The following is a 23,165-nucleotide window of genomic DNA, read 5'->3' on the forward strand; positions in this document are numbered from 1 at the left end:
TGCCCACCCTACTACTCTGTCTTGCTGCAATCAGGCCGAAGGATTATTCGCGGTCGAGGTCCATGTCGATACCAAGCGAGCGGATTTCTTTCAACAACACATTGAAAGATTCCGGCATGCCAGCGTCGATCACATGGTCACCCTTGACCAGGTTTTCATACACTTTGGTACGACCGTTCACGTCATCCGACTTCACTGTCAGCATTTCCTGCAGCACGTACGATGCACCGTAAGCTTCCAATGCCCAAACTTCCATCTCACCGAAACGCTGACCGCCGAACTGCGCTTTACCACCCAGCGGCTGCTGGGTAACCAGCGAGTATGGACCGGTAGAACGTGCATGCATCTTGTCATCGACCAGATGGTGCAGCTTCAGGTAATGCATGTAGCCGACGGTGACACTGCGCTCGAAAGCTTCGCCGGTGCGGCCGTCATACATCGTGACCTGATTCTTCGATGGCGTCATGCCCAGTTGCTTGGCGATGGCGTCTGGATAAGCCAGGTCCAGCATGCGGCGAATTTCTTCTTCGTGCGCACCGTCGAACACTGGCGTTGCGAATGGCACGCCGGCCTTCAGGTTGCTGGCCAGATGCAGGATCTCGTCGTCCGACAGGTTGTCCAGATCTTCCGATTTACCCGACTCGTTATAGATCGTGGTCAGGAACTTGCGCAGCTCGGCAATCTTGGTTTGCGCCTTCAGCATTTCGCCGATACGCAGCCCCAGACCCTTGGCAGCCCAGCCCAGATGCACTTCCAGAACCTGACCGATGTTCATCCGCGATGGCACGCCCAACGGGTTCAGCACGATGTCTGCCGGTGTACCGTCGGCCATGTGCGGCATGTCTTCGATCGGCAGGATGCGCGAAACCACACCCTTGTTACCGTGACGGCCGGCCATCTTGTCGCCTGGTTGCAGACGGCGCTTAACAGCCAGGTAAACCTTGACCATTTTTTGTACGCCAGGCTGCAGCTCATCGCCTTGGGTCAGCTTCTTGCGCTTTTCTTCAAATGCCAGATCGAACTGATGACGCTTTTCGGCGATCGATTCCTTGATCGCTTCCAGCGCTACCGCTGCATCGTCGTCCGCCGGGCGGATGTCGAACCAGTGGTATTTATCCAGGTCTGCCAGGTATTCCTTGGTCAGCTTGGTGCCCTTGGCCAGTTTCTTCGGACCGCCGTTGACAACCTTGCCGATCAACATACGTTCCAGACGTTCGAAGGCATCTCCTTCAACAATCCGCAACTGGTCATTCAGGTCCAGACGATAGCGTTGCAGTTCGTCGTCGATGATCTGTTGTGCACGTTTGTCGCGTTGGATGCCTTCGCGGGTAAACACTTGCACGTCGATCACGGTACCGACCATGCCCGAAGGCACGCGCAGCGATGTATCTTTTACGTCCGATGCTTTTTCACCGAAGATCGCGCGCAGCAGCTTTTCTTCTGGCGTCAGCTGGGTTTCACCCTTCGGTGTCACTTTACCGACCAGCGTATCGCCGGCTTCGACTTCAGCACCGATGTAGACGATGCCGGATTCATCCAGACGCGCCAACTGGTTTTCGGCCAGATTGGAGATGTCGCGGGTGATTTCTTCAGCGCCCAGCTTGGTGTCGCGAGCAACCACCGACAACTCTTCGATATGGATCGAGGTGTAGCGATCGTCAGCAACAACTTTTTCCGAGATCAAAATCGAATCTTCGAAGTTGTAGCCGTTCCATGGCATAAACGCCACCAGCATGTTCTGACCCAGAGCCAGTTCGCCCAGATCGGTCGATGCGCCATCGGCGATCACGTCATGCTTGGCGACGCGGTCACCAACTTGCACGATTGGCCGCTGGTTGATGTTGGTGTTCTGGTTGGAACGTGTGTACTTGATCAGGTTGTAGATATCGACACCGACTTCGCCTGCAGTCGCTTCTTCGTCATTCACACGAATCACGACACGGCCTGCATCGACGTAATCAACGATACCGCCACGCAGTGCCTGCACGGTGGTGCCGGAGTCAACTGCCACGGTACGTTCGATACCGGTACCGACCAATGCCTTTTCCGGACGCAAGCAAGGAACTGCCTGGCGTTGCATGTTGGCGCCCATCAACGCACGGTTCGCATCATCGTGTTCGAGGAACGGGATCAGCGATGCCGCAACCGAAACCACCTGGCCTGGCGCCACGTCCATGTACTGCACGCGCTCTGGCGATACCAGGATGGTTTCGCCGGCTTCACGCGCCGACACCAGTTCATCGGACAGCTTGCCGGATTTGTCGATCGTCGCATTCGCCTGAGCGATGATGTAACGGCCTTCTTCAATCGCCGACAGATAATCGATCTGGTCGGTGACCTTGCTGTCTTCAACTTTACGATAAGGGGTTTCGAGGAAACCGTATTCGTTCAGGCGAGCATACAAAGCCAGCGAGTTGATCAGACCAATGTTCGGACCTTCCGGGGTTTCGATCGGGCACACGCGGCCGTAGTGGGTCGGATGCACGTCGCGGACTTCAAAGCCAGCGCGCTCACGGGTCAAACCGCCCGGTCCAAGTGCCGATACACGGCGCTTGTGGGTGATTTCCGACAGCGGGTTGGTCTGGTCCATAAACTGCGACAACTGCGACGAACCGAAGAATTCACGGATAGCAGCCGAAATCGGCTTGGAATTGATCAGGTCATGCGGCATCAGGTTATCCGCTTCGGCTTGGCCGAGACGTTCCTTGACTGCGCGCTCAACCCGCACCAGACCGGCGCGGAACTGATTCTCGGCGAGTTCGCCGACGCAACGCACACGACGGTTACCCAAGTGATCGATATCGTCCACTTCGCCGCGGCCGTTACGCAATTCAACCAGGATCTTGATCACTGCCAGCACGTCTTCGTTCGACAGCGTCATGGCGCCAGTCAGTTCGTCGCGGCCGATGCGGCGATTGAACTTCATGCGGCCGACAGCCGACAGATCGTAACGATCAGCGTTGTAGAACAGACCGTTGAACAACGCCTCGACCGAATCTTCGGTTGGCGGTTCGCCAGGACGCATCATGCGATAGATCGCTACGCGGGCAGCCATCTGGTCGTTGGTGTCATCACTGCGCAGCGTTTGCGAGATGTAACTACCCTGGTCCAGATCGTTGGTGTACAGAGTCTGGATATCGGTCACGTCTGCTTCGCGCAGCTTGGCCAGCAACTCTTCCGTCAACTCGTCGTTAGCGTTGGCAACTACTTCGCCGGTATCGCCGTCAACGATGTTGCGCGCCAGGACGCGGCCCAGCAGATAGTCTTCCGGTACCGAGATGTGCTTGATGCCGGCAGCGTCAACGTCGCGCACGTGCTTGGAATTGATACGCTTGTCTTTCGCGACCAGTACCTTGCCCGATTTGTCGGTGATGTCGAAACGCGCAACTTCACCGCGCAGGCGTTCTGCGACGAATTCCATTTCGGCGCCTTCGCTGCGCAACGCGAAGTTGTCGAAGACGAAGAAATTAGCCAGAATCTGTTCGACCGACATGCCGATCGCTTTCAGCAGGATCGTGACAGGCATCTTGCGGCGACGGTCGACGCGGAAGAACAGGATGTCTTTCGGATCGAACTCGAAGTCGAGCCAGGAACCACGGTAAGGAATGATCCGGGCCGAGAACAGCAATTTGCCGGACGAGTGCGTCTTGCCGCGGTCATGTTCAAAGAACACGCCTGGCGAGCGATGCAGCTGCGATACGATGACGCGCTCGGTGCCGTTGATCACGAACGAGCCGGTAGTTGTCATGAGCGGCAATTCGCCCATGTAAACTTCTTGCTCTTTCATTTCCTTGACGACCGGCTTGGTCGGCGATTCTTTATCCAGAATCACCAGACGTACCTTGGCACGCAATGGCGACGCGAACGTCAATCCGCGCTGTTGGCATTCCTTGACGTCAAACGGCGGATCGCCGAGCACGTAGGACAGGAATTCGAGACGCGCAAAACCATTGTGCGAAACGATAGGGAAAATAGAAGTGAAAGCCGACTGCAGGCCCTCGTTCTTACGTTGTGACGGTACTTTGTCTTGTTGCAGAAAGCCAAGATACGACTCGAGCTGGGTCGCCAGCAGGAACGGAACGTGGTGAACGTTAGCGCGTTTCGCAAAAGATTTACGAATACGCTTCTTCTCAGTAAATGAGTAGTGCATTGAACACTCCGTGAGTGACAGGAAGGATAGAGAATTCAGGATTCGCCGGATCTTTCAGCCAGATTCAAGTCAAACTTTTTACTTCGCGTCGTTAGACAAAACTTCTGTACTAACTCAACTGATTTGACTAAGCTGTCTTATCCAACAATTCCTCAAGTCTCAGCCCTTCGAGCTTGATGGCAACGGACGCTTAATAAAACAACAAGCGTTAAACAAAATCGAAAACGACAAAGGAGCCAAAGCCGAACTCTCCTTTTCGAGAGTTCTGCACTTTGACTCCAGCGCAATGAATGCGCTCTAAAAAGCTGAAATTACTTGATTTCAGCTTCTGCGCCGGCCTCAACCAATTTCTTGGCTGCTGCATCAGCGTCGGCTTTCGAAACGCCTTCTTTAACTGCCTTCGGTGCGCCGTCAACCAGATCCTTAGCTTCTTTCAAGCCCAGGCCGGTGATTTCGCGGACAGCCTTAATCACGCCAACCTTGTTCGCGCCGATGCCCTTCAGCATAACGGTGAACTCGGTTTGCTCTTCAACCGCAGCAGCTGCGCCGCCGCCTGCGCCGCCGGCAACTGCAACTGCAGCTGCGGAAACGCCAAACTTCTCTTCAAAACGGTCAGGGCGCCAACTGCGTCCAGGATTGCGTCTTTGTCAAGTGCCATGTGAAACTCCTAATTTTTTACAATAAATACATCTGATTGGTATTAACGCTAAAAAAGCGCCGAGTACGTGCTCAATAATTAAGCAGCAGTGCTTTCGGCTTCTTTTTTCGCTGCCAGAGCAGCCAGACCACGCACAAATCCAGCCAGCGGCGCCTGCATCATGCCCACAACTTGGGCCAGCAGAACTTCGCGACTTGGAATGTTTGCCAACGCTTGCACAGCCGCCTTATCCAGCGACTTACCAGCGAAGTTACCTGCCTTGACGACCAGTTTGTCGTTGGTTTTTGCAAAGTCGTTGATGACTTTTGCAGCAGCAACGGCGTCCTCGGAGATCGAATAGATCAACGGGCCGGTCATTTGCGAGGCGAGGTCGGCAAACGCGGTACCTTCAACGGCGCGACGTGCCAATGTATTTTTCAATACACGCAAGTACACACCCTGGGTACGCGCATTAGCGCGCAGTTGGGTCAAGTGACCAACCTGGATGCCACGATATTCGGCCACGACGATGGTCTGTGCATTTGCAACTTTTGCAGAGACTTCGGCGACTACGGCCTTTTTGTCATTCAGATTGAGACTCAAGATCAACCTCCAAAAATGATGCTCGGAAACTACACAACCGCAAATGGCTGCTTACCTCACATCGGTTCGAACACGGCGTCCGAAGTTAGGAGTTCAGAACTTGCGCATGATTACTCAGAGTGAATCAGCACGCAGCGATGAGACTACAAAACTTGTTCGGGTACACCATCTGCGTTGGGTTACTTGCGCGGTTTAACTTTGTGTCGCAGTTTATAAGCACTTGCCACACGCCGCCCAACGGTCTTTGATTGTCTGAACCTGCATCATTACCGCCAATACAGGTCCAGCCCAAAGATTCGCCTGGCTGCGCAATGCACAGTCAGGACTTGATTCAGTATTACGCAGCCAATGTCGTTTGATCGACACGAACGCCGGCACCCATTGTCGACGACAAGGAGATCTTGCGCAGGTATACACCCTTGCTGGTGGCTGGCTTGGCTTTGCTCAATGCGTCGATCAGTGCCAACAAGTTGGACTTCAGTTCTGCATCGCTAAACGATTTGCGACCGATAGTTGCGTGAACGATACCGGCTTTGTCGGTACGGTATTGCACTTGACCGGCTTTTGCGTTCTTGACGGCAGTAGCAACGTCAGCAGTCACGGTACCGACCTTCGGATTCGGCATCAGGCCGCGTGGCCCCAGGATCTGGCCCAGGGTACCGACGATACGCATGGTGTCTGGCGATGCGATCACGATGTCGAAAGGCATGTTGCCGGCTTTGATTTGCTCAGCCAGGTCTTCCATGCCAACGATGTCAGCGCCGGCAGCTTTAGCTTGTTCAGCTTTTTCGCCGGAAGCAAATACCGCAACGCGAACGGTCTTGCCGGTGCCAGCTGGCAACACGACGGAACCACGAACCACTTGATCCGACTTCTTGGCGTCAACGCCCAATTGGACGGAGACGTCGATCGACTCATTGAATTTTGCAGTTGCGCATTCCTTGATCAACGCTACAGCGTTATCAAATGGATATACCTTGGTACGATCAACTTTAGCTTTGATCGCTTTTGCGCGTTTAGTTAACTTAGCCATTACAGACCCTCCACCGTGATGCCCATCGAACGAGCAGAACCAGCGATAGTACGTACGCCGGCTTCCAGATCAGCACCAGTCAAATCGGGCTTCTTCAGGGTAGCGATTTCTTCTGCTTGCTTACGGGTGATCGAACCGACTTTGTCGGTGTGCGGCTTAGCCGAACCCTTGGTGATGCCAGCAGCTTTCTTGATCAGAATCGTTGCCGGAGGAGTCTTCATCACGAAAGTGAAAGACTTGTCGGCAAACGCTGTGATCACGACTGGAATTGGCAGACCTGGCTCAACACCTTGGGTCTGGGCATTAAATGCCTTACAGAATTCCATGATGTTCAGACCGCGCTGACCCAGTGCTGGACCAATTGGAGGGGATGGGTTTGCTTTACCAGCTGGAACTTGCAGCTTGATAAAACCAATGATTTTCTTTGCCATGATGGCTCCTATGTGTGTGAGTAGTAGCGCCGTTTCGATCAAGCTGCAATCTAATAGGGCTCCTCTTACTGCTCCGGATTCCATGAGGTTTAATTCATGACGCTCCGAACGGCGCTTAATTTCTTGCTATGGCTATGTATTCCGGCAAATCGAGGTCTGACTCAAATCAGACTTTCTCGACCTTGTCGAATTCCAGTTCAACCGGAGTAGCACGACCGAAGATGGTCACCGTCACGCGCACGCGCGATTTTTCGTAGTTCACTTCTTCAACATTGCCGTTGAAATCAGTGAACGCACCTTCCTTGATACGCACCAGCTCGCCAACTTCATACAAGACCTTAGGCCGCGGCTTCTCGATGCCGTCTTGCATCTGTTGCATGATCTTGTCGACTTCATGCTGCGGAATCGGAGTAGGCTTGTTCGACTTGCCGCCGATGAAACCGGTTACCTTGTTGGTGTTCTTTACCAGATGCCAGGTTTCGTCGGTCATTTCCATCTCAACCAGTACATACCCTGGGAAGAAACGACGTTCGGTAACGGCTTTCTGGCCATTCTTGACTTCAATCACTTCTTCAGTCGGCACCAGGATCTGGCCGAACTGCTCTTGCATTCCGGCGCGATCGATGCGCTCGGTAAGCGCGCGTTGCACGCTCTTTTCCATACCGGAATAAGCATGCACCACATACCAGCGCTTTTTGCCCGCTGCCGCCGAAGGCGTTACAGCAGGCGGCGTTGCTTGCGCATCGTTTTGTGTGCTATCGCTCATTATTGTTTCCAGCCCAAAATCACGTCGTATAACAAAACCTCAAGGAGCTTATCGGTGCCCCACAGGAAAATCGCCATTACCAGCACAAATACGAAAACGATGGCAGTGATCTGCATCGCTTCCTTGCGGGTCGGCCAAACAACTTTTTTTGTCTCACGCACTGCTTCTTTGGCGAAACCAAGGAATTCACGGCCTTGAGTAGATGTCCAGGCGCAGGCAACTGCCACCACCAACCCGGCAACCAGAGCGCCAGCGCGCACCAGACCAGACTGGCCCGACAAAAAATAAAAGCCGACAACGCCGGCAACGACAGCCAAAACTGCCAGTATTACTTTGAGCTTGCTGCCGGATTCGCCGACAGTTTGCACAGGGTGGTTAGACATACGCGGCTTACTTTCAGTAACTTCAGTACCCTACACCTGAATCGGTGGCAGGGGCGGAGGGCATCGAACCCCCAACCTCCGGTTTTGGAGACCGGCGCTCTGCCAATTGAGCTACACCCCTACGCTTAAAACACTTGTCTGAACGGCTTGGCTAGCTAACTTAATGCATACCATTCAGACATCAACGCCGCGAGGCGGGAATTTCCCGGGTCGCGGCGATTACAGCTTTTTTCTTATTAGTCAGCCAGGATCTTGGCAACCACACCTGCACCAACGGTACGGCCACCTTCGCGGATCGCGAAACGCAGACCTTCTTCCATCGCGATCGGGTTGATCAGCATCACTGTGATCGACACGTTATCGCCTGGCATGACCATTTCTTTATCCTTCGGCAACTCGATCGAACCAGTCACGTCCGTAGTACGGAAGTAGAACTGAGGACGATAGTTGTTGAAGAACGGTGTATGACGGCCGCCTTCGTCTTTCGACAGAACATAGATCTCGCCTGTGAAATGCTTGTGCGGCTTGATCGAACCTGGCTTGGCCAATACCTGGCCCCGCTCTACGTCTTCACGCTTGGTACCGCGCAACAGCACACCAACGTTATCGCCAGCTTGACCTTGGTCCAGCAGCTTACGGAACATTTCAACGCCGGTACAGGTGGTCTTCTGGGTGTCGCGGATACCGACGATTTCCAGTTCTTCGCCAACTTTCACGATACCGCGCTCAACACGACCGGTCACAACGGTACCGCGGCCGGAGATCGAGAACACGTCTTCCACTGGCAGCAGGAAAGTGCCGTCAACAGCACGTTCCGGTGTCGGAATGTAGGTGTCCAGCGCTTCAGCCAACGCCATGATCGCTTGCTCGCCCAGTGGGCCCGTGTCGCCTTCCAGCGCCAGCTTTGCCGAACCCTTGATGATTGGCAGGTCGTCGCCTGGGAATTCGTACTTGGTCAGCAGTTCGCGCACTTCCATTTCAACCAGTTCGAGCAACTCTTCGTCGTCGACCATGTCGGCTTTGTTCAGGAACACGATGATGTATGGCACGCCAACCTGACGCGACAACAGGATGTGTTCACGGGTTTGCGGCATTGGGCCGTCCGCTGCCGAACACACCAGGATCGCGCCGTCCATCTGGGCCGCGCCGGTGATCATGTTTTTCACATAGTCAGCATGGCCTGGGCAGTCAACGTGGGCGTAGTGGCGGTTTGCAGTTTCGTATTCAACGTGAGCGGTGTTGATCGTGATGCCGCGCGCTTTTTCTTCTGGCGCTGCGTCGATCTGATCGTACGCTTTGGCTTCGCCGCCAAATTTCTTCGACAATACTGTCGCGATCGCTGCTGTCAACGTGGTCTTGCCGTGGTCAACGTGGCCAATCGTGCCCACATTCACGTGCGGCTTGGTCCGCTCAAACTTGCCTTTTGCCATCTTAGACTCCTAAAGATTTGATGAGAATGTTCAGGCACGCGCCCGACCGTCTTACAGTTTGAAAACTCGTATCGGTCATGCAGACCGACCTTATGATATCCAGCTTCTACAGCGCCCGATGCAGACACCGGAACAACTAAATCTGGTGCCCTTGACGTGGATCGAACACGTGGCCTCTCCCTTACCAAGGGAGTGCTCTACCACTGAGCTACAAGGGCTATGCTGTATGCGCGCTTTATTGGTAACTACCTTCTTTATTGGCAACTACACCAACAACACGCCCAACTTAAACTATTCCTGCAAAATCTACTGGAGCGGGTGAAGGGAATCGAACCCTCGTCATAAGCTTGGAAGGCTTCAGCTCTACCATTGAGCTACACCCGCGAGATCAACGAATTATCTCTTCAACCGCTACAACAATTTTGTACTGCACATGCTTTTTACTTCTTCCCAAAATGGTGGAGAGGGCTGGATTCGAACCAGCGTACTCGTAAGAGGGCAGATTTACAGTCTGCTGCCATTAACCACTCGGCCACCTCTCCGCAGGGAACCCCAGATTATAGTAAAGCACCCCTTGAGTGTCAACCATGAAAACCGATTTCTTCTAAAAAATTCTTAGTTTTTCAATTTCGCGGTCGAATCGCTATCGGGCCTGGCCGGAATCGGGAAAATCTGGGAAAAACACTTTACCGGCCAAGGGGCGAAATAATATCAGAAACGCGTCTCGCGCGCAGCTCTTAGAAAACCATCGAGTATCGGCGTGCAATCCAGCAATTGCGGACCGCCGGCGCGATGAAATTCCGGATGCCATTGCAAACCCATGACGAAAGCTGCCTTGCGGTAACGTATTGCCTCAACGATATTATCGCTGCCGGAGATCGCCTCTACCGTCAGATCGCGCCCCAAATCCCGCACCGCCTGGTGATGGATGGAGTTGACCACCCATTCGTTATGCTCGCTGCCATGGTTAGGGAACAAGGTTGCCAGCGAGGAGCCAGGTGGAAACTGGATCGCATGATGCAGGCGGTCATATTCGTCGTTCACGTGCTTGATCGAGGTGGGGACGTCAGTCGCGATGTCTTGGTACAACGTGCCGCCGAAGGCGACATTGATCAACTGGCAGCCGCGGCAAATCCCCAGCACCGGCTTGCCTGCCTCGATGAATTCATGCAGCAGCTCCAGCTCGTACATGTCGCGCACCCGGTCGCCGCCCCATTCCGGCCGGGTGGCGGCCTGCGCATAGCTCTGCGGCGAGACGTCGGCGCCGCCTTGCAGCACCAGGCCGTCCAGATGCTTGGCGTAGTCGCGCAGCCGGATTGAACTGGGATGGACCAAGCCGTTGGTGTTGACGGTAGGAATCATGAACACCAGCACGTCGCGCGACATGACCCACTGCGCGATCGATTCCTCCAGATATTGCAGAGTCCGCCCGCGCAAGCCTTTGGCGCCCTCTTCCGGATGAAAAATCCGCGCTGAAATGCCAATCTTCAAGGTCCGCTGCATCATGCGCCGGCCGGCCTTGTCCGACAATGCACGGAAGCGCGCGGCGATCAGCTTCCAGGTTTGCGGCCACGGCGCGTTATCGTCATTGACCGGGGCCGCCCTGGGGCCGTTGCTCGCAGCAGGCTGCGCTTCTGCCTGGCGCTCGGCCTTGGCCGGCTCGGCGGCAACGGGCTCAGGAGGTGTAACAGGCTTGGCCTCGGCAGTCGCATCAGGGCCAGGGGCGGAGCGAACGGTATTGCTTGATTGAGAGTCAGACATGGATGTCAGAAATTGTCAGAAATAAAAAATTTGAGAAAGTGCTGCTAGCATATCCACCGGAAGCAAAAATAATGCCTCTGCGGCGGACGTCGGGCAATCAAACTAACTCGCCAAAGTATAGACTTGATTCCTGTGTGAGCATTGTTTTCACTATCAGTTCATCCTAAGCCACGCATTTTTTACCATTTCGCCCGAAACGCACATCGCTCACCATGACCAAACCGCCGCAAATCCTGATCCTGTACGCGCATCCGACGCCGCATCATTCGCGCGCCAATCGGCGCCTTGCGGAAGCCGCAGCCAAAGTACCTAATGTACGGGTGCACGATCTGTATGAGCTGTATCCGGATTTTCATATCCCGGTGCGGCGCGAACAAGCGTTGCTGGCGCAAGCCGATCTGATCGTGTTTCAGCATCCGGTGCAGTGGTACAGCATGCCGGCGCTGCTGAAACAATGGGTCGATTCCGTATTTACTCCCGGCTGGGCCTACGGCCCGGGCGGCAATGCCTTGCGCGGCAAGGATTTCTGGCTGGTCGCCACCACCGGCGGCTCGGATCACTCGTATCAGGCAGAGGGCCACAATCTGTTCCCCTTCTCGGCTTTCCTGCCGCCGTTCCAGCAAACCGCGCAGTTGTGCGGCATGCGCTGGCTGCCGCCGCACTTGCTGTTTGGCGCGCACCAGGTCAGCCAGCAAGCCCTGGCGGCGCACATCGATTTCTATCGGAAACGCTTGGCAAGTTACCCGAACTGGCCGGAATTGCTGACAACAGATACATCGACATCGCTCACAGGCAGCTAAAACTCATGGAACAAAATCTCTTATTCAATGGCTTGATTTATCTGGCGGCGGCGGTGGCAGCGGTGCCGATTGCCAAGCGGCTGGGCCTGGGCGCGGTGCTGGGTTATCTGCTGGCCGGCATGGCCATCGGTCCCTGGGGCTTGCGCCTGATCGACAATGTCGAAGACATTCTGCATTTCTCCGAATTCGGCGTGGTGCTGCTGCTGTTCATGATCGGCCTGGAACTCGATCCTAAACGCCTGTGGTCGCTGCGGCGTTCGATTTTCGGCTGGGGCACGGCTCAGGTGGCGACGGTTTCGCTGGCGCTGTTCGGCGCCGCCGTGGCCGCGGGGGTCGACTGGAAAACCGCGTTGATTGCCGCGCTTGGCATGTCGCTCTCGTCCACCGCGATCGCCCTGGCCACCATCAACGAACGCAAATTGACCGCCACTCCCGCCGGGCAAGCCGGCTTTGCCATCCTGCTGTTCCAGGATATCGCCGCCATCCCCATGATTGCCATCGTGCCGGTGCTCGGCGTGGCGGCCGCCCACGGCAGCGGCGAAGGCTGGATCGGCGGCTTGAAAGTGGTCGCGGTGATTGCCACTTTGATCATCGGCGGCCGCTATCTGATTCGTCCTTTATTGCGCCTGATTGCGCGCACCGATTTGCGCGAAATCTTCACCGCGTTTGCGCTGCTGCTGGTGATCGCCATCGGCTTGCTGATGGAATCGGTCGGCATGTCGATGGCGTTAGGCAGCTTCCTGGCTGGCGTGCTGCTGGCTGACTCGGAATACCGGCATGCGCTGGAAACCGACCTGGAGCCGTTCAAGGGCTTGCTGCTGGGGCTGTTCTTCATCGCGGTCGGCATGTCGGTCGACTTTGGCTTGTTGTTGAGCAAGCCGTGGCTGATCCTGGGCCTGGTAGCCGGTTTCCTGGCGATCAAGCTGGCGGTTCTGTATCTGCTCAGCAAAGTGTTCCAGATCGCCCGCGCCCAGCAATTCCTGTTTGCGGCTTTGCTCTCACAAGGCGGCGAATTCGCCTTCGTGGTGTTCGGCGCAGCGGCCACCGCCCGTGTGTTTTCCCAGGAAACTTCATCGATCCTGGTGGTGGTAGTGGCGTTATCGATGGTCACCACGCCCTTGCTGCTGGTGCTGTACGACAAACTCATCGCGCCGTATTTCCTGGCCGCGCTGAAACGTCCCGACGACGAAATCGACGACAATGAAAACCCGGTCATCATCGCCGGCTTCGGCCGCTTCGGCCAGATTATCGGCCGCCTGCTGCACGCCAACAAAATCGGCTTGACCGTGCTCGATCACGATCCCGATCAGATCGAACTGCTGCGGCGTTTCGAGTTCAAGGTGTTTTACGGCGACGCCACCCGGATGGACCTGATGCACGCCGCCGGCATCGCCAAGGCGCGCTTGCTGGTGGTGGCGCTGGACGACATCGAAGGCAGCTTGAAACTGATAGCGGCGGTGCGCCAGGAGTGTCCCGATCTGCCGATCATTGCGCGGGCGCGCAACGTCACCCACTACTTCGGTTTGATGGACCTGGGCGTGACGGTGATCGAACGCGAAACTTTCGAATCCGCCCTGCTGCTGGGACGCGAAGCCCTGCGCAAGCTGGGCTTCGGCGCTTATCGGGCACGCCAGGCATCGATGAAATTCCGTGCCCACAACCTGCAAACCCTGCACGATATGTATCCGCATCAAAAAGACCAGCAGAAAATCGTCTCGATCGCCAAAAAGGCGCGCGAAGAGCTGGAAGAAATGTTTGCGCACGACCGCATCTTGCGCGAAGACATGCCGGTCAGCGGCTGGGACGACGAAGTATTGCCATTGGATCAAACCACACAGGAACCCACATGATCACGATTTATCACAATCCACGCTGCTCGAAATCACGCGAGGCATTAGCCCTCGCCGAACAATTCAGCAGCGAGAAAAAAATCAAACTGGAAGTCATCGACTATCAAAAAACCCCGCTGACGCTGGCCCAGTTGCAAACCCTGCAGCGTCAGCTGGGCTGCCCCGTCAGCGCCATGGTGCGCGACAACGAAGCCGAATACGCGGCGCTCAATCTGGCCCAGGCCGATGATGCAACGCTGCTGCAAGCGGTGGCGGCACATCCGAAGCTGCTGCAACGGCCGGTCGTGGTGTATGGCGAACGTGCGGTGATTGCCCGAGCACCGGGCGTATTTAACGACCTGCTGGACACCTAAAGCAACCGGACCAGCAGAAACAACACAGTCGACAGCAAAATTGTGGAAGCGAACGGCAAGGAGAATTTCTTGCCGAACAGAGTAAACCGGAGATCGCCGGGCAAGCGCCCGAGGCCGAGTTTTTCCAGCCAGGGCAAGGCGCTGGAAAACACAATGACGGCGACGAAAATTACCAGCATCCAGCGAATCATTCTGCACTTTCGAACGGCGGAGTCATAGGCGATTCATAGGCGATGACTGCGGTCATGGCCGGCAAAACGCTGCGGCAACTCGGCCTGGATGCCAACCGCCAGCACCTTGAACAACTCGCCCATCTCAGCCGGCGACACCAGTTTTTGCAAGGCATTGGCTTGCGGCAGATAGGCCAGGGCGTTCTCCGGCGGCGTGCGCAACAACAGTTTGCCGATCCCGGCTTCCAGCAAGAAGGCGGCCTGGCTGCTGTAACCCAGCAAGTCCAAACCGCTATCCAGGGCGGCGACGGCCATCGCGGTGAAATCGACGTGGGCGGTGACATCCTGCAAACCCGGCAGATAAAACGGATCGGGGTGGGCATGGTGGCGGTAATGGCACATCAAGGTACCCTGATCGCGCTGCTGCAAATAATATTCTGCGGCAGGAAAACCATAATCGAAGAACAGCGCGACCCCGCCCTGGCCCGCCTTTAACATGGCGCCCAGCGAGTGCATGAAACCGATCGCCACCGGATGCACTTCTGTCAGATGACCGACTGTCAGCGATTCTGCATCGGGGATTTGCGCAATCAACGCCGGCTCGGCCGGGCGATCGATATAGATAAATTGACCATCCTCGCCATCGCTGCCAGAGTCAGCCAGGCCGACCCCGCGCTGCAGCCAGCCTTGCGCGCCGCGCAGCACCAGTTCGACCGGCATCGCATCCAGCACTTCGTTGCCGATCACCACGCCGGAAAAAGCTTCCGGCAAACGATCCAGCCACTGTACTTGCGGAAATGCTTGCAATTTCTGCTGCTGGCGCGCCCGCAATTCGGCCGATAATTCGACGATGTAATACGCTTGCGGCAAACGGGCGCCGTTTTCGCCTGCAGCCAAGTCGGCGGCCAATTCGGTCAGAATGTCATAGGCCAGTTGGCCGCTGCCGGCGCCGAATTCCAGGATCTGCGGCTGCAGTGCCGGCGAAGAAAGCAGCAATTCTGTTATCAAATGGGCCAAAGTCGCGCCAAAAAGCGGCGTAATCTCGGGCGCGGTTGTAAAATCACCGTCTTTGCCCAATTTTGCCGCGCCACCGCTGTAATAACCGAGATCCGGCGCGTACAGCAGCAGTTCCATATAACGCGCGAACGAAATCCAGCCATGTTGGCGGCGGATTTCAGTGGCGATCAGATTGTGTAACAGGCGCGAGGCGCGCTGTGCTTCGACCGAAGCTTCGGGTAATTGCAGTTGCATGGCGCTATTGTAGAAGATAACGCCGATGCGGAAGCAGGCAAAGGCAATGAAAGAATGCAAATGGCGCCTGGCCGCATCTTCCAGAGAACTCCGCTCAGCGAATTTTATTGAATTTATTAAATTAACTATCCGTACATGATCATGCGTGCCCCAGTTGCCCCAACCGTTGCCCTTGTCACCGACGCCGCCAGCCCAGTCGGCCGTGCCATCGCGTTGGCGTTGGCGCAACAGGGCTGGCGTCTGGCGCTGCATTACCAGGATGACAGCATGCCGACTGTACTCTCGGCATTGCTTGAGGAATGTCAGGCGCTGGGTACTCAGGCTGTTGCCATCCAATGCAATTTGAGCAAGGAAACCGAGATCGCTACGTTGCTGCCGCGCGTGGTGGAAGAACTCGGCGACATCGGCTGCATCGTCAACAACGCCAGCCACGTTGAAACCGACAGCGCGTTCAATTTTTCCGCCGCGAGTCTGGGGCGCCACATGCAAAACAATCTGGCCGCGCCTCTCTTGCTGACGCAGGCGCTCTACGCAGCCACTCTCAAGATCGAAGGCGCGCAAGCGGTGGTCATCAATCTGCTGGATCAAAAACTGTTCAATCCGCAACCGGATTTCCTCTCCTATACGCTGTCCAAGGCAGCGCTGCACAGCGCCACCGCCTTGCTGGCGCAGGCATACGCACCGCAGTTGCGGGTAGTCGGGGTCGCCCCGTCACTGGCAACAACGGACTCGCAGCCGAAGTTGCCGGCCATTTTAGAAGACATCGCGGCGACAGTCTGTTTTGCCGCCGCCTCCTCCGCCATTACCGGCAGTACACTAGTGGTCGATGGCGGCCAACATTTGTATCCTCACCCACGGGACCAGCTTGCCGCTCACGGCCAGCCCTCCCAATCTCACTGAAAACACCATGCTCTCCGCACTCATCCATCCCGACCTTAGCGATTGCCGTCGCCTGTTCCTGCGCGACTACGAAGTGCAGATCAATATCGGCGTCTACGAATCTGAAAAACAAGGCACGCAGCGCGCGCTGATCAATGTCGACCTGTTTGTGCCCTTGGCTTTATCAACGCCCACCAAAGATCATGTGGATGACGTGCTGGATTACAATTTCATGCGCAATACCGTGGCAAAGCGCATGGCGCAAGGCCATATCCATTTGCAGGAAACCCTGTGCGACGACCTCGCCAACGCCCTGCTGCTGCACCCGAGGGTGCGCGCGGTGCGGGTATCCTCGGAGAAACCTGACGCCTATCCCGATTGCCACTCGGTCGGCGTCGAAGTGTTTCGGATCAAACCGAAAGCCTGAGGCTGAATCACCATGAGTGTCACCATGAATAAGCTATTGAAGCAGGAAGTCCTTATGCAAGACCAATTACTAACGCAGCCAGCGGCGGCCAGCGACGCCGCTGTGAGTTTGCCAAGCCAGAAGAGCGTCGAGAAAATCGCCCACGAAAACAATAAGCTGCATAAGCGCCTGTGCCGCCAGGTTGGCCAGGCGATCGGCGATTTCAACATGATCGAAGACGGCGACAAGGTGATGGTTTGCCTGTCGGGCGGCAAGGACAGTTACGCCCTGCTGGATATCCTGATGACCTTGCGCGAACGGGCGCCGATCAATTTCGAGATCGTCGCGGTGAACCTGGATCAGAAACAGCCGAATTTCCCCGATCACATCCTGCCGGCCTACCTGGAAAAGCTGGGGGTTGCCTACCATATCGAAAACCAGGATACCTACAGCATCGTCAAGCGCTTGATCCCGGAAGGCAAAACCACCTGCTCGCTGTGCTCGCGCCTGCGGCGCGGGATTTTGTATCGGGTCGCCACCGAGCTGGGCGCGACCAAGGTGGCGCTCGGCCACCATCGCGACGACATCATGGAAACCTTCTTCCTGAACATGTTCTTCGGCGGCAAACTGAAGAGCATGCCGGCCAAATTGCAATCGGACGACGGCAAGCAAATCGTGATCCGGCCGCTGGCCTACGTCAAGGAAGCCGATCTCAGCCGCTATGCCAAGGTCAAGCAATTCCCGATCATTCCTTGCGATCTGTGCGGCAGCCAGGAAAACCTGCAGCGCAAGCAGATCAAGGGCATGCTGCGCGAATGGGAAAAGAAATTCCCGGGCCGGGTGGAAAACATTTTCTCCTCGCTGTCGACGGTAGCGCCGTCGCATCTGATGGACCGCAATCTGTTCGGCTTCACCGAATTGAAAGCCAGCGGCATTGCCGATCCCAACGGCGACATCGCTTTTGACGACGATCCTTGCTCCACGCCCGCAGCAGTCGCCAGCATTGTTCCCATTGTTCCGTCACGGCCCGCAGACTAATGCAGCGCAATCCGGGCCGGGCTATATAATCAAAACGGACCGGAAGCGATCGACGTAATCAGGCGTAAATTTATCAGGAGAAGCGCAATGGCAGGGTCCTATGTACTCAAGAAGTCAGTGGATGGACAATTCTATTTCCTGCTCTACTCCGGCAACGGCGAAGTGGTTTTGAACAGTGAGATGTATGTTGCCAAGGCCTCCGCCGAAAACGGCATCGCCTCGGTCCAGAGCAACAGCGCCCAGGACGATCGCTATAGCCGCAACCAGGCTTCCAACGGCAAATTCTATTTCAATCTGAAGGCAGCGAATCACCAGGTCATCGGCAGCAGCCAGATGTACAACACTACCAGCGCACGCGACGCCGGGATCGATGCGGTCAAGAAAAACGGCCCCAGCACCGATGTCACAGACGAAGCCTGAGCGGCGGTGCAGCTGAATTGCAAATCGAATTGCAAATCGAATTGCAAATATTTGTAAGCCCTGTATTCATTCCATACGGCAAACCGTTTAATACCCAGGATCTTTTTCTGGAGACATAAATGAACCGTCGTCGTTTTCAACGTTATCTTGCATTGTCAGCCGTGGCAGCGGCCACCGTTTCGCTGGCCGGCTGCGTAGTCGAACCGCCGCGCACCCGGGTCGAATACCGTGAAGTCAAAGTGGTGCAAGCGCCGCCGGCGCCGCTGGTGGAAGTTGCGCCGCCCGCGCCCTACCCCGATTCCTACTGGATCGCCGGCCACTGGAAGTGGGAAAACAATCGCTACGTCTGGAATAACGGCCATTGGGAACAGTCCCGCCAAAACATGGTTTATCAGCATGCCTATTGGGCCAACGAAGGTGGCCAGTGGGTATTCCATGGCGGCCGCTGGGTGCAGATCAACAGTACCTATAGCGCGCCGCCGGTGGTGATCAATGTGGCGCCGCCACCGCCGCAGATCGAAGTCATGCCGCCCGCACCTAGCCCCAACCACGTCTGGATAGGCGGTTACTGGCGCTGGAACAACGGCCGCCACGACTGGGTCAACGGCCACTGGGAAGCACGCCGGGATGGTTATTTCTGGGCGCCGGGGCATTGGGTCCGCAATGGCAACAGCTGGTCGTTCTCGGGCGGCTTCTGGCAACGCTATTAATCCTGGCCTGACCTGCGCGATGAGCAGAACATCGCCTCAACGCTGCGAACGCGGCCTTGGGGCGATGTCTTTTCTTGCCGTCAAATTAGCTGGATCACGCCAGCTGAGTTGCCATATATGCAGCACGGACGCTGAATTTGCAGCTGCCGCGCATGATAAAATTTGCCACCTATTTTCTTTCTATCGACTATGAACGTTGTCATTCTCGCTGCCGGCATGGGCAAGCGCATGCAGTCCGCGCTGCCAAAAGTGTTGCACCCGCTGGCGGGCAAGCCGCTGCTATCGCACGTGATCAGTGCGGCGCGCGCCTTGTCCCCCACCACCTTGTGCGTCATCTACGGCCATGGCGGCGACGCCGTGCCGCGCTCGCTGGCAGCTGCAGACCTGGTATTCGCCAAACAAGAGCCGCAACTCGGCACCGGCCACGCAGTGGCGCAAGCCGCCTCGCATCTGGACGACGCCGTGCCCACGCTGGTGCTGTATGGGGATGTGCCGCTGATCGGCAGCAGCACGCTGCAACGGCTGATCGATAGCGCCGGCAACGACAAACTGGCCATCCTGACGGTTGATCTGCTTGACCCGACCGGTTATGGCCGCATCGTCCGCGAACACGGCCAGATCGTCAGCATCGTCGAGCAGAAAGACGCGACGCCGGAACAACGCGCAATTCGCGAATGCAATACCGGCATCATGGTGGCGCCAACCGTGCAGCTCAAGCAATGGCTGGCCGGCCTGTCCAACAATAATGCGCAAGGCGAATACTATCTGACCGATATCGTCGCCAGCGCCGTCGCCGACGGCACGCCGGTGGTATCGGCCCAACCCGACGCCGTCGCGGAAACGCTGGGCGTCAACAGCAAGGTGCAACTGGCCGAACTGGAACGCATCCATCAACGCAACATCGCCGAGCGCTTGCTGGAACAGGGCGTCACCCTGCTCGACCCGGCGCGCCTGGACGTGCGCGGCACGCTTAGCTGCGGCCGCGATGTGAGCATCGATATCGGCTGCGTCTTCGAGGGTGAGGTCAGCATCGAAGACGGCGCCGTGATCGGCGCCCATTGCGTCATCAAGAATGCCCGCATCGGCCGCGACGCCAACATCAAGCCGTTCTGCCATATCGAAGATGCCGTGGTCGGCGCCGCTTCTCAAATCGGACCCTATGCCCGCCTGCGTCCCGGCACCGAACTCGGCGAAGATGTCCATATCGGCAATTTCGTCGAAGTCAAAAACAGCCAGATCGCAGCCCATAGCAAAGCCAATCACCTGGCCTATGTCGGCGACGCCACGGTGGGATCGCGCGTGAATATCGGCGCCGGCGCCATCACCTGCAACTACGACGGCGCCAACAAATCCCGCACAGTCATCGAAGACGACGCCTTTATCGGCAGCGATAGCCAGCTGGTGGCGCCGGTGCGGGTCGGCAAAGGCGCGACTCTGGGCGCAGGCACCACGCTGACCAAGGATGCGCCGGAAGGCAAGCTGACCGTTTCGCGTGCGCGCCAGATCACTATCGACGGCTGGCAACGGCCAGTAAAGATCAAAAAATAAATTGGATGGATGAACGCCGGTTACGACCGGCGTTTTCTTTTATACGGCCAGCCGCGTATCGAACTTGCTGCGGTAAATCGAGAAATACGTCCGCACATTGCGCACATTCTTTTGCGCGGCGAACAGCTGGTGCGCCAGCGCATGGTACGCCGCCATATCCGCCACCTGCACCACCAGCACGAAATCCGGTCCGGGCGAGACCCGATAACATTGCAGCAGCGTCGGCTCATTCGCCACCAACGCCTCAAACTCCAGCAACCGTTCCGCCGCCTGATTATCAAGTGTCACTTCGACAATCGCGGTCAAGCCGGCGCCGACCTTGTCGGGCGCCACAATCGCCACTTGGCGCAGGATGATGCCGGCATCGGTCAGGCGCTTGACCCGCCGCAGACAAGTCGGTGCCGACGCATGCACCTGCTGCGCCAACTGGTGGTTGGTTTGTGCAGCATCGGCCTGCAGGGCATTCAAAATCCGTTTGTCCAGCTCGTCCAGAACGATGTCCATGGGCAATATGCAATTTATTGAATAAATTAAAGTATAAATGAAATAATATTCCACTTTATTCTCATCATGAAATATTCGATCAAATATTAATAAATTTAGTAATCTTATTTCATAAGCACTGACCTAAGATACGCCCATTCACCTAATCAATGAGGAAAGCCATGTGCGGAATCGTCGCAGCAGTTGCCCAGATTAATGTCACCCCCATCCTGCTGGAAGGATTGAAGCGGCTCGAATACCGCGGTTACGATTCTTGCGGCGTCGCCTTGCACATAGACGGAAAATTGCAGCGTTCGCGCAGCACCTCGCGCGTGGCGGATCTGGAAGCGCAAGTCGAAAAAGCGCATTTATCGGGCTTTACCGGAATTGCACACACCCGCTGGGCAACCCACGGCGCACCGGCAACCCACAATGCCCACCCGCATTTTTCGCGTGACCGGATCGCCCTGGTCCACAACGGCATTATCGAAAACCACGACGAATTGCGCGCTGAACTGCAAGCCGCCGGTTATCACTTCGAAAGCCAGACCGACACCGAGGTGATCGCCCATCTGGTCGATCATATGTACAACGGCGACCTGTTCGCCACCGTGCAGCAAGCGGTGCGACGCCTGACCGGCGCTTATGCGATTGCCGTATTCTGCGTCGACGAACCGCACCGCGTAGTCGCCGCCCGCCAGGGTTCGCCATTGATCGTCGGCGTCGGCCAGGGCCAGAATTTCGTCGCCTCGGACGCCATGGCGCTGGCCGGCACCACGGACCAGATCATTTACCTGGAAGAAGGCGACGTGGTCGACCTGCAACTGCAACGCGTCTGGATCGTCGACGCCGCCGGCAAAGCAGTCGAGCGCGAAGTCAAAACCGTGCATGCCTACAGCAGCGCAGTCGAACTGGGGCCGTATCAGCATTACATGCAAAAGGAAATTTTCGAACAGCCGCGGGCGATTGCCAACACCTTGGAAGGCGTCACCGGCATCATGCCGGAACTATTCGGCGACGGCGCCTTCAATGTGTTCAAAAAAATTGATTCAGTCCTGATCCTGGCCTGCGGCACCAGCTACTACGCCGGCCTCACCGCAAAATACTGGATCGAATCGGTCGCCAGGATCCCGGTCAACGTCGAGATCGCCAGCGAATACCGCTACCGCGACAGCGTGCCGAATTCAAACTCGCTGGTAGTCACCATCTCGCAAAGCGGTGAAACCGCCGACACGCTGGCCGCGCTCAAACACGCCAGAGCGCTAGGCATGCAACACACGCTGACCGTCTGCAACGTCGCCACCAGCGCCATGGTGCGCGAATGCGCGCTGGCTTACATCACCCGCGCCGGCGTCGAAGTCGGCGTCGCCTCGACCAAAGCCTTCACCACTCAGTTGGTCGCACTATTTCTGCTGGCGCTGGCGCTGGCGCAAAGCAAGGGACGCCTCAGCGATGAAGAGGAAGCGGCTCATCTGAAAGCCATGCGCCACCTGCCCGCCGCACTGCAAAGCGTGCTGGCGCTGGAACCGCATATCGTGGCCTGGGCCGAAGCCTTCGCGCGCAAGGAAAACGCCCTGTTCCTGGGCCGCGGCATCCACTACCCGATCGCGCTGGAAGGCGCATTGAAGCTCAAGGAAATCACCTACATCCACGCCGAAGCCTACGCCGCCGGCGAACTCAAGCACGGCCCGCTGGCGCTGGTCACCGAAGAAATGCCGGTGGTTACTGTTGCGCCTAACGATGCGCTTATCGAGAAACTGAAATCGAATATGCAGGAAGTGCGTGCCCGCGGCGGCCAGCTTTATGTTTTCGCCGATGCGGATTCACACATCAAATCAAGCGACGGCGTGCATGTGATCCGGCTACCGGAAAACTATGGTTTGCTGTCGCCGATTCTGCACGTGGTGCCGCTGCAATTGCTGGCGTATCACACAGCGCTGGCGCGGGGGACGGATGTGGACAAGCCGAGGAATCTGGCCAAGTCGGTTACTGTCGAGTAGGGGAACCTCCACTGCCTTGTGTTGCATTCCTTACAATTAAAGTCGAAAACATTGGTGGCCCTT

General features: G+C 56.6%; 21 protein-coding genes, 4 tRNA genes and 1 pseudogene. 10 read left to right on the plus strand and 16 right to left on the minus strand.

What is annotated here, in order from left to right:
- Positions 1 to 43: 43 nt before the first annotated feature.
- The 13 genes and pseudogenes from rpoB to KHU33_RS00865 form a co-directional block, all read right to left on the minus strand.
- Positions 44 to 4,150: a DNA-directed RNA polymerase subunit beta gene (gene rpoB / locus KHU33_RS00805; RefSeq protein ID WP_211460612.1), complete on the minus strand. Its 4,107-nt coding sequence runs from the start codon at positions 4,148 to 4,150 to the stop codon at positions 44 to 46.
- Between the two features lie 311 nt (positions 4,151 to 4,461).
- Positions 4,462 to 4,808: pseudogene (gene rplL / locus KHU33_RS00810) on the minus strand (50S ribosomal protein L7/L12).
- Positions 4,809 to 4,886: 78 nt separating this feature from the next.
- A complete protein-coding gene (rplJ, locus tag KHU33_RS00815; RefSeq protein ID WP_211460613.1) occupies positions 4,887 to 5,390 on the minus strand; it encodes a 50S ribosomal protein L10 in 504 nt (167 codons plus the stop codon).
- Positions 5,391 to 5,727: 337 nt separating this feature from the next.
- On the minus strand, positions 5,728 to 6,423 hold the full coding sequence (gene rplA, locus KHU33_RS00820; protein ID WP_092402176.1) for a 50S ribosomal protein L1: 696 nt from the start codon (positions 6,421 to 6,423) through the stop codon (positions 5,728 to 5,730).
- A complete protein-coding gene (rplK, locus tag KHU33_RS00825) occupies positions 6,423 to 6,854 on the minus strand; it encodes a 50S ribosomal protein L11 (RefSeq protein WP_038484621.1) in 432 nt (143 codons plus the stop codon). The genes rplA and rplK overlap by 1 nt, the downstream gene beginning before the upstream one ends.
- A gap of 166 nt (positions 6,855 to 7,020) precedes the next feature.
- Complete coding sequence (gene nusG / locus KHU33_RS00830) at positions 7,021 to 7,620, minus strand: transcription termination/antitermination protein NusG (protein ID WP_211460614.1); 600 nt, start codon at positions 7,618 to 7,620, stop codon at positions 7,021 to 7,023.
- A complete protein-coding gene (gene secE, locus KHU33_RS00835) occupies positions 7,620 to 8,003 on the minus strand; it encodes a preprotein translocase subunit SecE (protein WP_211460615.1) in 384 nt (127 codons plus the stop codon). The genes nusG and secE overlap by 1 nt, the downstream gene beginning before the upstream one ends.
- A 45-nt stretch (positions 8,004 to 8,048) precedes the next feature.
- A tRNA-Trp gene (locus KHU33_RS00840) sits at positions 8,049 to 8,124 on the minus strand.
- A 115-nt stretch (positions 8,125 to 8,239) separates the two neighbouring features.
- A complete protein-coding gene (tuf, locus tag KHU33_RS00845) occupies positions 8,240 to 9,433 on the minus strand; it encodes an elongation factor Tu (protein WP_211460609.1) in 1,194 nt (397 codons plus the stop codon).
- Between the two features lie 143 nt (positions 9,434 to 9,576).
- A tRNA-Thr gene (locus tag KHU33_RS00850) sits at positions 9,577 to 9,651 on the minus strand.
- Between the two features lie 92 nt (positions 9,652 to 9,743).
- Positions 9,744 to 9,817: transfer RNA gene (locus tag KHU33_RS00855), tRNA-Gly, on the minus strand.
- A gap of 72 nt (positions 9,818 to 9,889) precedes the next feature.
- Positions 9,890 to 9,975 (minus strand) — tRNA-Tyr (locus tag KHU33_RS00860).
- A gap of 169 nt (positions 9,976 to 10,144) precedes the next feature.
- The gene (locus tag KHU33_RS00865; RefSeq protein WP_211460616.1) at positions 10,145 to 11,194 is read right to left on the minus strand and encodes a type 1 glutamine amidotransferase; all 1,050 of its coding nucleotides are present in this window, start codon (positions 11,192 to 11,194) and stop codon (positions 10,145 to 10,147) included.
- A gap of 212 nt (positions 11,195 to 11,406) precedes the next feature.
- On the opposite strand from KHU33_RS00865, the gene kefF reads away from it, so the two are divergent.
- Genes kefF through arsC form a run of 3 tightly spaced genes read left to right on the plus strand, consistent with a single transcriptional unit; the run spans position 11,407 to position 14,197 of the window.
- The gene (gene kefF / locus KHU33_RS00870; protein WP_211460617.1) at positions 11,407 to 11,994 is read left to right on the plus strand and encodes a glutathione-regulated potassium-efflux system oxidoreductase KefF; all 588 of its coding nucleotides are present in this window, start codon (positions 11,407 to 11,409) and stop codon (positions 11,992 to 11,994) included.
- Positions 11,995 to 11,999: 5 nt separating this feature from the next.
- Positions 12,000 to 13,844: a glutathione-regulated potassium-efflux system protein KefC gene (kefC, locus tag KHU33_RS00875; protein WP_211460618.1), complete on the plus strand. Its 1,845-nt coding sequence runs from the start codon at positions 12,000 to 12,002 to the stop codon at positions 13,842 to 13,844.
- Positions 13,841 to 14,197 carry an arsenate reductase (glutaredoxin) gene (arsC, locus tag KHU33_RS00880; protein ID WP_211460619.1) on the plus strand — a complete coding sequence of 119 codons (357 nt, stop codon included), beginning with the start codon at positions 13,841 to 13,843 and terminating at the stop codon, positions 14,195 to 14,197. The genes kefC and arsC overlap by 4 nt, the downstream gene beginning before the upstream one ends.
- Here arsC and KHU33_RS00885 read toward each other — a convergent pair.
- Both KHU33_RS00885 and KHU33_RS00890 read right to left on the minus strand, forming a co-directional pair.
- Positions 14,194 to 14,388, minus strand: a complete 195-nt coding sequence (locus tag KHU33_RS00885; protein ID WP_211460620.1) for a DUF2905 domain-containing protein — start codon at positions 14,386 to 14,388, stop codon at positions 14,194 to 14,196. The genes arsC and KHU33_RS00885 overlap by 4 nt on opposite strands.
- Before the next feature lie 33 nt (positions 14,389 to 14,421).
- A complete protein-coding gene (locus KHU33_RS00890; RefSeq protein ID WP_211460652.1) occupies positions 14,422 to 15,618 on the minus strand; it encodes a class I SAM-dependent methyltransferase in 1,197 nt (398 codons plus the stop codon).
- 141 nt (positions 15,619 to 15,759) lie between these two features.
- Here KHU33_RS00890 and KHU33_RS00895 point away from each other — a divergent pair, with 141 nt between their 5' ends.
- From KHU33_RS00895 to glmU, 6 genes are all read left to right on the plus strand, one after another.
- Positions 15,760 to 16,518 carry an SDR family NAD(P)-dependent oxidoreductase gene (locus KHU33_RS00895; protein WP_211460621.1) on the plus strand — a complete coding sequence of 253 codons (759 nt, stop codon included), beginning with the start codon at positions 15,760 to 15,762 and terminating at the stop codon, positions 16,516 to 16,518.
- 7 nt (positions 16,519 to 16,525) lie between these two features.
- Positions 16,526 to 16,924, plus strand: a complete 399-nt coding sequence (locus tag KHU33_RS00900; RefSeq protein ID WP_211460622.1) for a dihydroneopterin aldolase — start codon at positions 16,526 to 16,528, stop codon at positions 16,922 to 16,924.
- Between the two features lie 54 nt (positions 16,925 to 16,978).
- Positions 16,979 to 17,941 carry a tRNA 2-thiocytidine(32) synthetase TtcA gene (gene ttcA / locus KHU33_RS00905; RefSeq protein WP_211460653.1) on the plus strand — a complete coding sequence of 321 codons (963 nt, stop codon included), beginning with the start codon at positions 16,979 to 16,981 and terminating at the stop codon, positions 17,939 to 17,941.
- An 87-nt stretch (positions 17,942 to 18,028) separates the two neighbouring features.
- Positions 18,029 to 18,361 (plus strand): YegP family protein, encoded by a 333-nt coding sequence (locus KHU33_RS00910; protein WP_211460623.1) that lies wholly within the window; start codon positions 18,029 to 18,031, stop codon positions 18,359 to 18,361.
- Between the two features lie 119 nt (positions 18,362 to 18,480).
- The gene (locus KHU33_RS00915) at positions 18,481 to 19,071 is read left to right on the plus strand and encodes a twin-arginine translocation signal domain-containing protein (RefSeq protein ID WP_211460624.1); all 591 of its coding nucleotides are present in this window, start codon (positions 18,481 to 18,483) and stop codon (positions 19,069 to 19,071) included.
- Positions 19,072 to 19,260: 189 nt separating this feature from the next.
- Entirely contained in the window at positions 19,261 to 20,619 is a 1,359-nt protein-coding gene (gene glmU / locus KHU33_RS00920; RefSeq protein WP_211460625.1) for a bifunctional UDP-N-acetylglucosamine diphosphorylase/glucosamine-1-phosphate N-acetyltransferase GlmU, read from the plus strand.
- 39 nt (positions 20,620 to 20,658) lie between these two features.
- On the opposite strand, the gene KHU33_RS00925 is transcribed toward glmU, so the two are convergent.
- On the minus strand, positions 20,659 to 21,123 hold the full coding sequence (locus tag KHU33_RS00925; protein WP_211460626.1) for an Lrp/AsnC family transcriptional regulator: 465 nt from the start codon (positions 21,121 to 21,123) through the stop codon (positions 20,659 to 20,661).
- A gap of 161 nt (positions 21,124 to 21,284) precedes the next feature.
- Between KHU33_RS00925 and glmS the strand changes: the two genes are divergently transcribed.
- Positions 21,285 to 23,102 carry a glutamine--fructose-6-phosphate transaminase (isomerizing) gene (gene glmS / locus KHU33_RS00930; RefSeq protein ID WP_211460627.1) on the plus strand — a complete coding sequence of 606 codons (1,818 nt, stop codon included), beginning with the start codon at positions 21,285 to 21,287 and terminating at the stop codon, positions 23,100 to 23,102.
- Positions 23,103 to 23,165 lie beyond the last annotated feature (63 nt).

The organism is Collimonas silvisoli (assembly GCF_018305005.1).
In the GTDB taxonomy this organism is placed as follows: Bacteria; Pseudomonadota; Gammaproteobacteria; order Burkholderiales; family Burkholderiaceae_D; genus Collimonas; species Collimonas silvisoli.

What these genes read in the sequence shown, in the direction of transcription:
- rpoB (WP_211460612.1), bottom strand. Translation starts at nt 4,150, where the DNA reads ATGCACTACTCATTTACTGAGAAGAAGCGTATTCGTAAATCTTTTGCG.
- rplA (WP_092402176.1), bottom strand. Translation starts at nt 6,423, where the DNA reads ATGGCTAAGTTAACTAAACGCGCAAAAGCGATCAAAGCTAAAGTTGAT.
- rplK (WP_038484621.1), bottom strand. Translation starts at nt 6,854, where the DNA reads ATGGCAAAGAAAATCATTGGTTTTATCAAGCTGCAAGTTCCAGCTGGT.
- nusG (WP_211460614.1), bottom strand. Translation starts at nt 7,620, where the DNA reads ATGAGCGATAGCACACAAAACGATGCGCAAGCAACGCCGCCTGCTGTA.
- secE (WP_211460615.1), bottom strand. Translation starts at nt 8,003, where the DNA reads ATGTCTAACCACCCTGTGCAAACTGTCGGCGAATCCGGCAGCAAGCTC.
- tuf (WP_211460609.1), bottom strand. Translation starts at nt 9,433, where the DNA reads ATGGCAAAAGGCAAGTTTGAGCGGACCAAGCCGCACGTGAATGTGGGC.
- KHU33_RS00865 (WP_211460616.1), bottom strand. Translation starts at nt 11,194, where the DNA reads ATGTCTGACTCTCAATCAAGCAATACCGTTCGCTCCGCCCCTGGCCCT.
- kefF (WP_211460617.1), top strand. Translation starts at nt 11,407, where the DNA reads ATGACCAAACCGCCGCAAATCCTGATCCTGTACGCGCATCCGACGCCG.
- kefC (WP_211460618.1), top strand. Translation starts at nt 12,000, where the DNA reads ATGGAACAAAATCTCTTATTCAATGGCTTGATTTATCTGGCGGCGGCG.
- arsC (WP_211460619.1), top strand. Translation starts at nt 13,841, where the DNA reads ATGATCACGATTTATCACAATCCACGCTGCTCGAAATCACGCGAGGCA.
- KHU33_RS00885 (WP_211460620.1), bottom strand. Translation starts at nt 14,388, where the DNA reads ATGATTCGCTGGATGCTGGTAATTTTCGTCGCCGTCATTGTGTTTTCC.
- KHU33_RS00890 (WP_211460652.1), bottom strand. Translation starts at nt 15,618, where the DNA reads ATGCAACTGCAATTACCCGAAGCTTCGGTCGAAGCACAGCGCGCCTCG.
- KHU33_RS00895 (WP_211460621.1), top strand. Translation starts at nt 15,760, where the DNA reads ATGCGTGCCCCAGTTGCCCCAACCGTTGCCCTTGTCACCGACGCCGCC.
- KHU33_RS00900 (WP_211460622.1), top strand. Translation starts at nt 16,526, where the DNA reads ATGCTCTCCGCACTCATCCATCCCGACCTTAGCGATTGCCGTCGCCTG.
- ttcA (WP_211460653.1), top strand. Translation starts at nt 16,979, where the DNA reads ATGCAAGACCAATTACTAACGCAGCCAGCGGCGGCCAGCGACGCCGCT.
- KHU33_RS00910 (WP_211460623.1), top strand. Translation starts at nt 18,029, where the DNA reads ATGGCAGGGTCCTATGTACTCAAGAAGTCAGTGGATGGACAATTCTAT.
- KHU33_RS00915 (WP_211460624.1), top strand. Translation starts at nt 18,481, where the DNA reads ATGAACCGTCGTCGTTTTCAACGTTATCTTGCATTGTCAGCCGTGGCA.
- glmU (WP_211460625.1), top strand. Translation starts at nt 19,261, where the DNA reads ATGAACGTTGTCATTCTCGCTGCCGGCATGGGCAAGCGCATGCAGTCC.
- KHU33_RS00925 (WP_211460626.1), bottom strand. Translation starts at nt 21,123, where the DNA reads ATGGACATCGTTCTGGACGAGCTGGACAAACGGATTTTGAATGCCCTG.
- glmS (WP_211460627.1), top strand. Translation starts at nt 21,285, where the DNA reads ATGTGCGGAATCGTCGCAGCAGTTGCCCAGATTAATGTCACCCCCATC.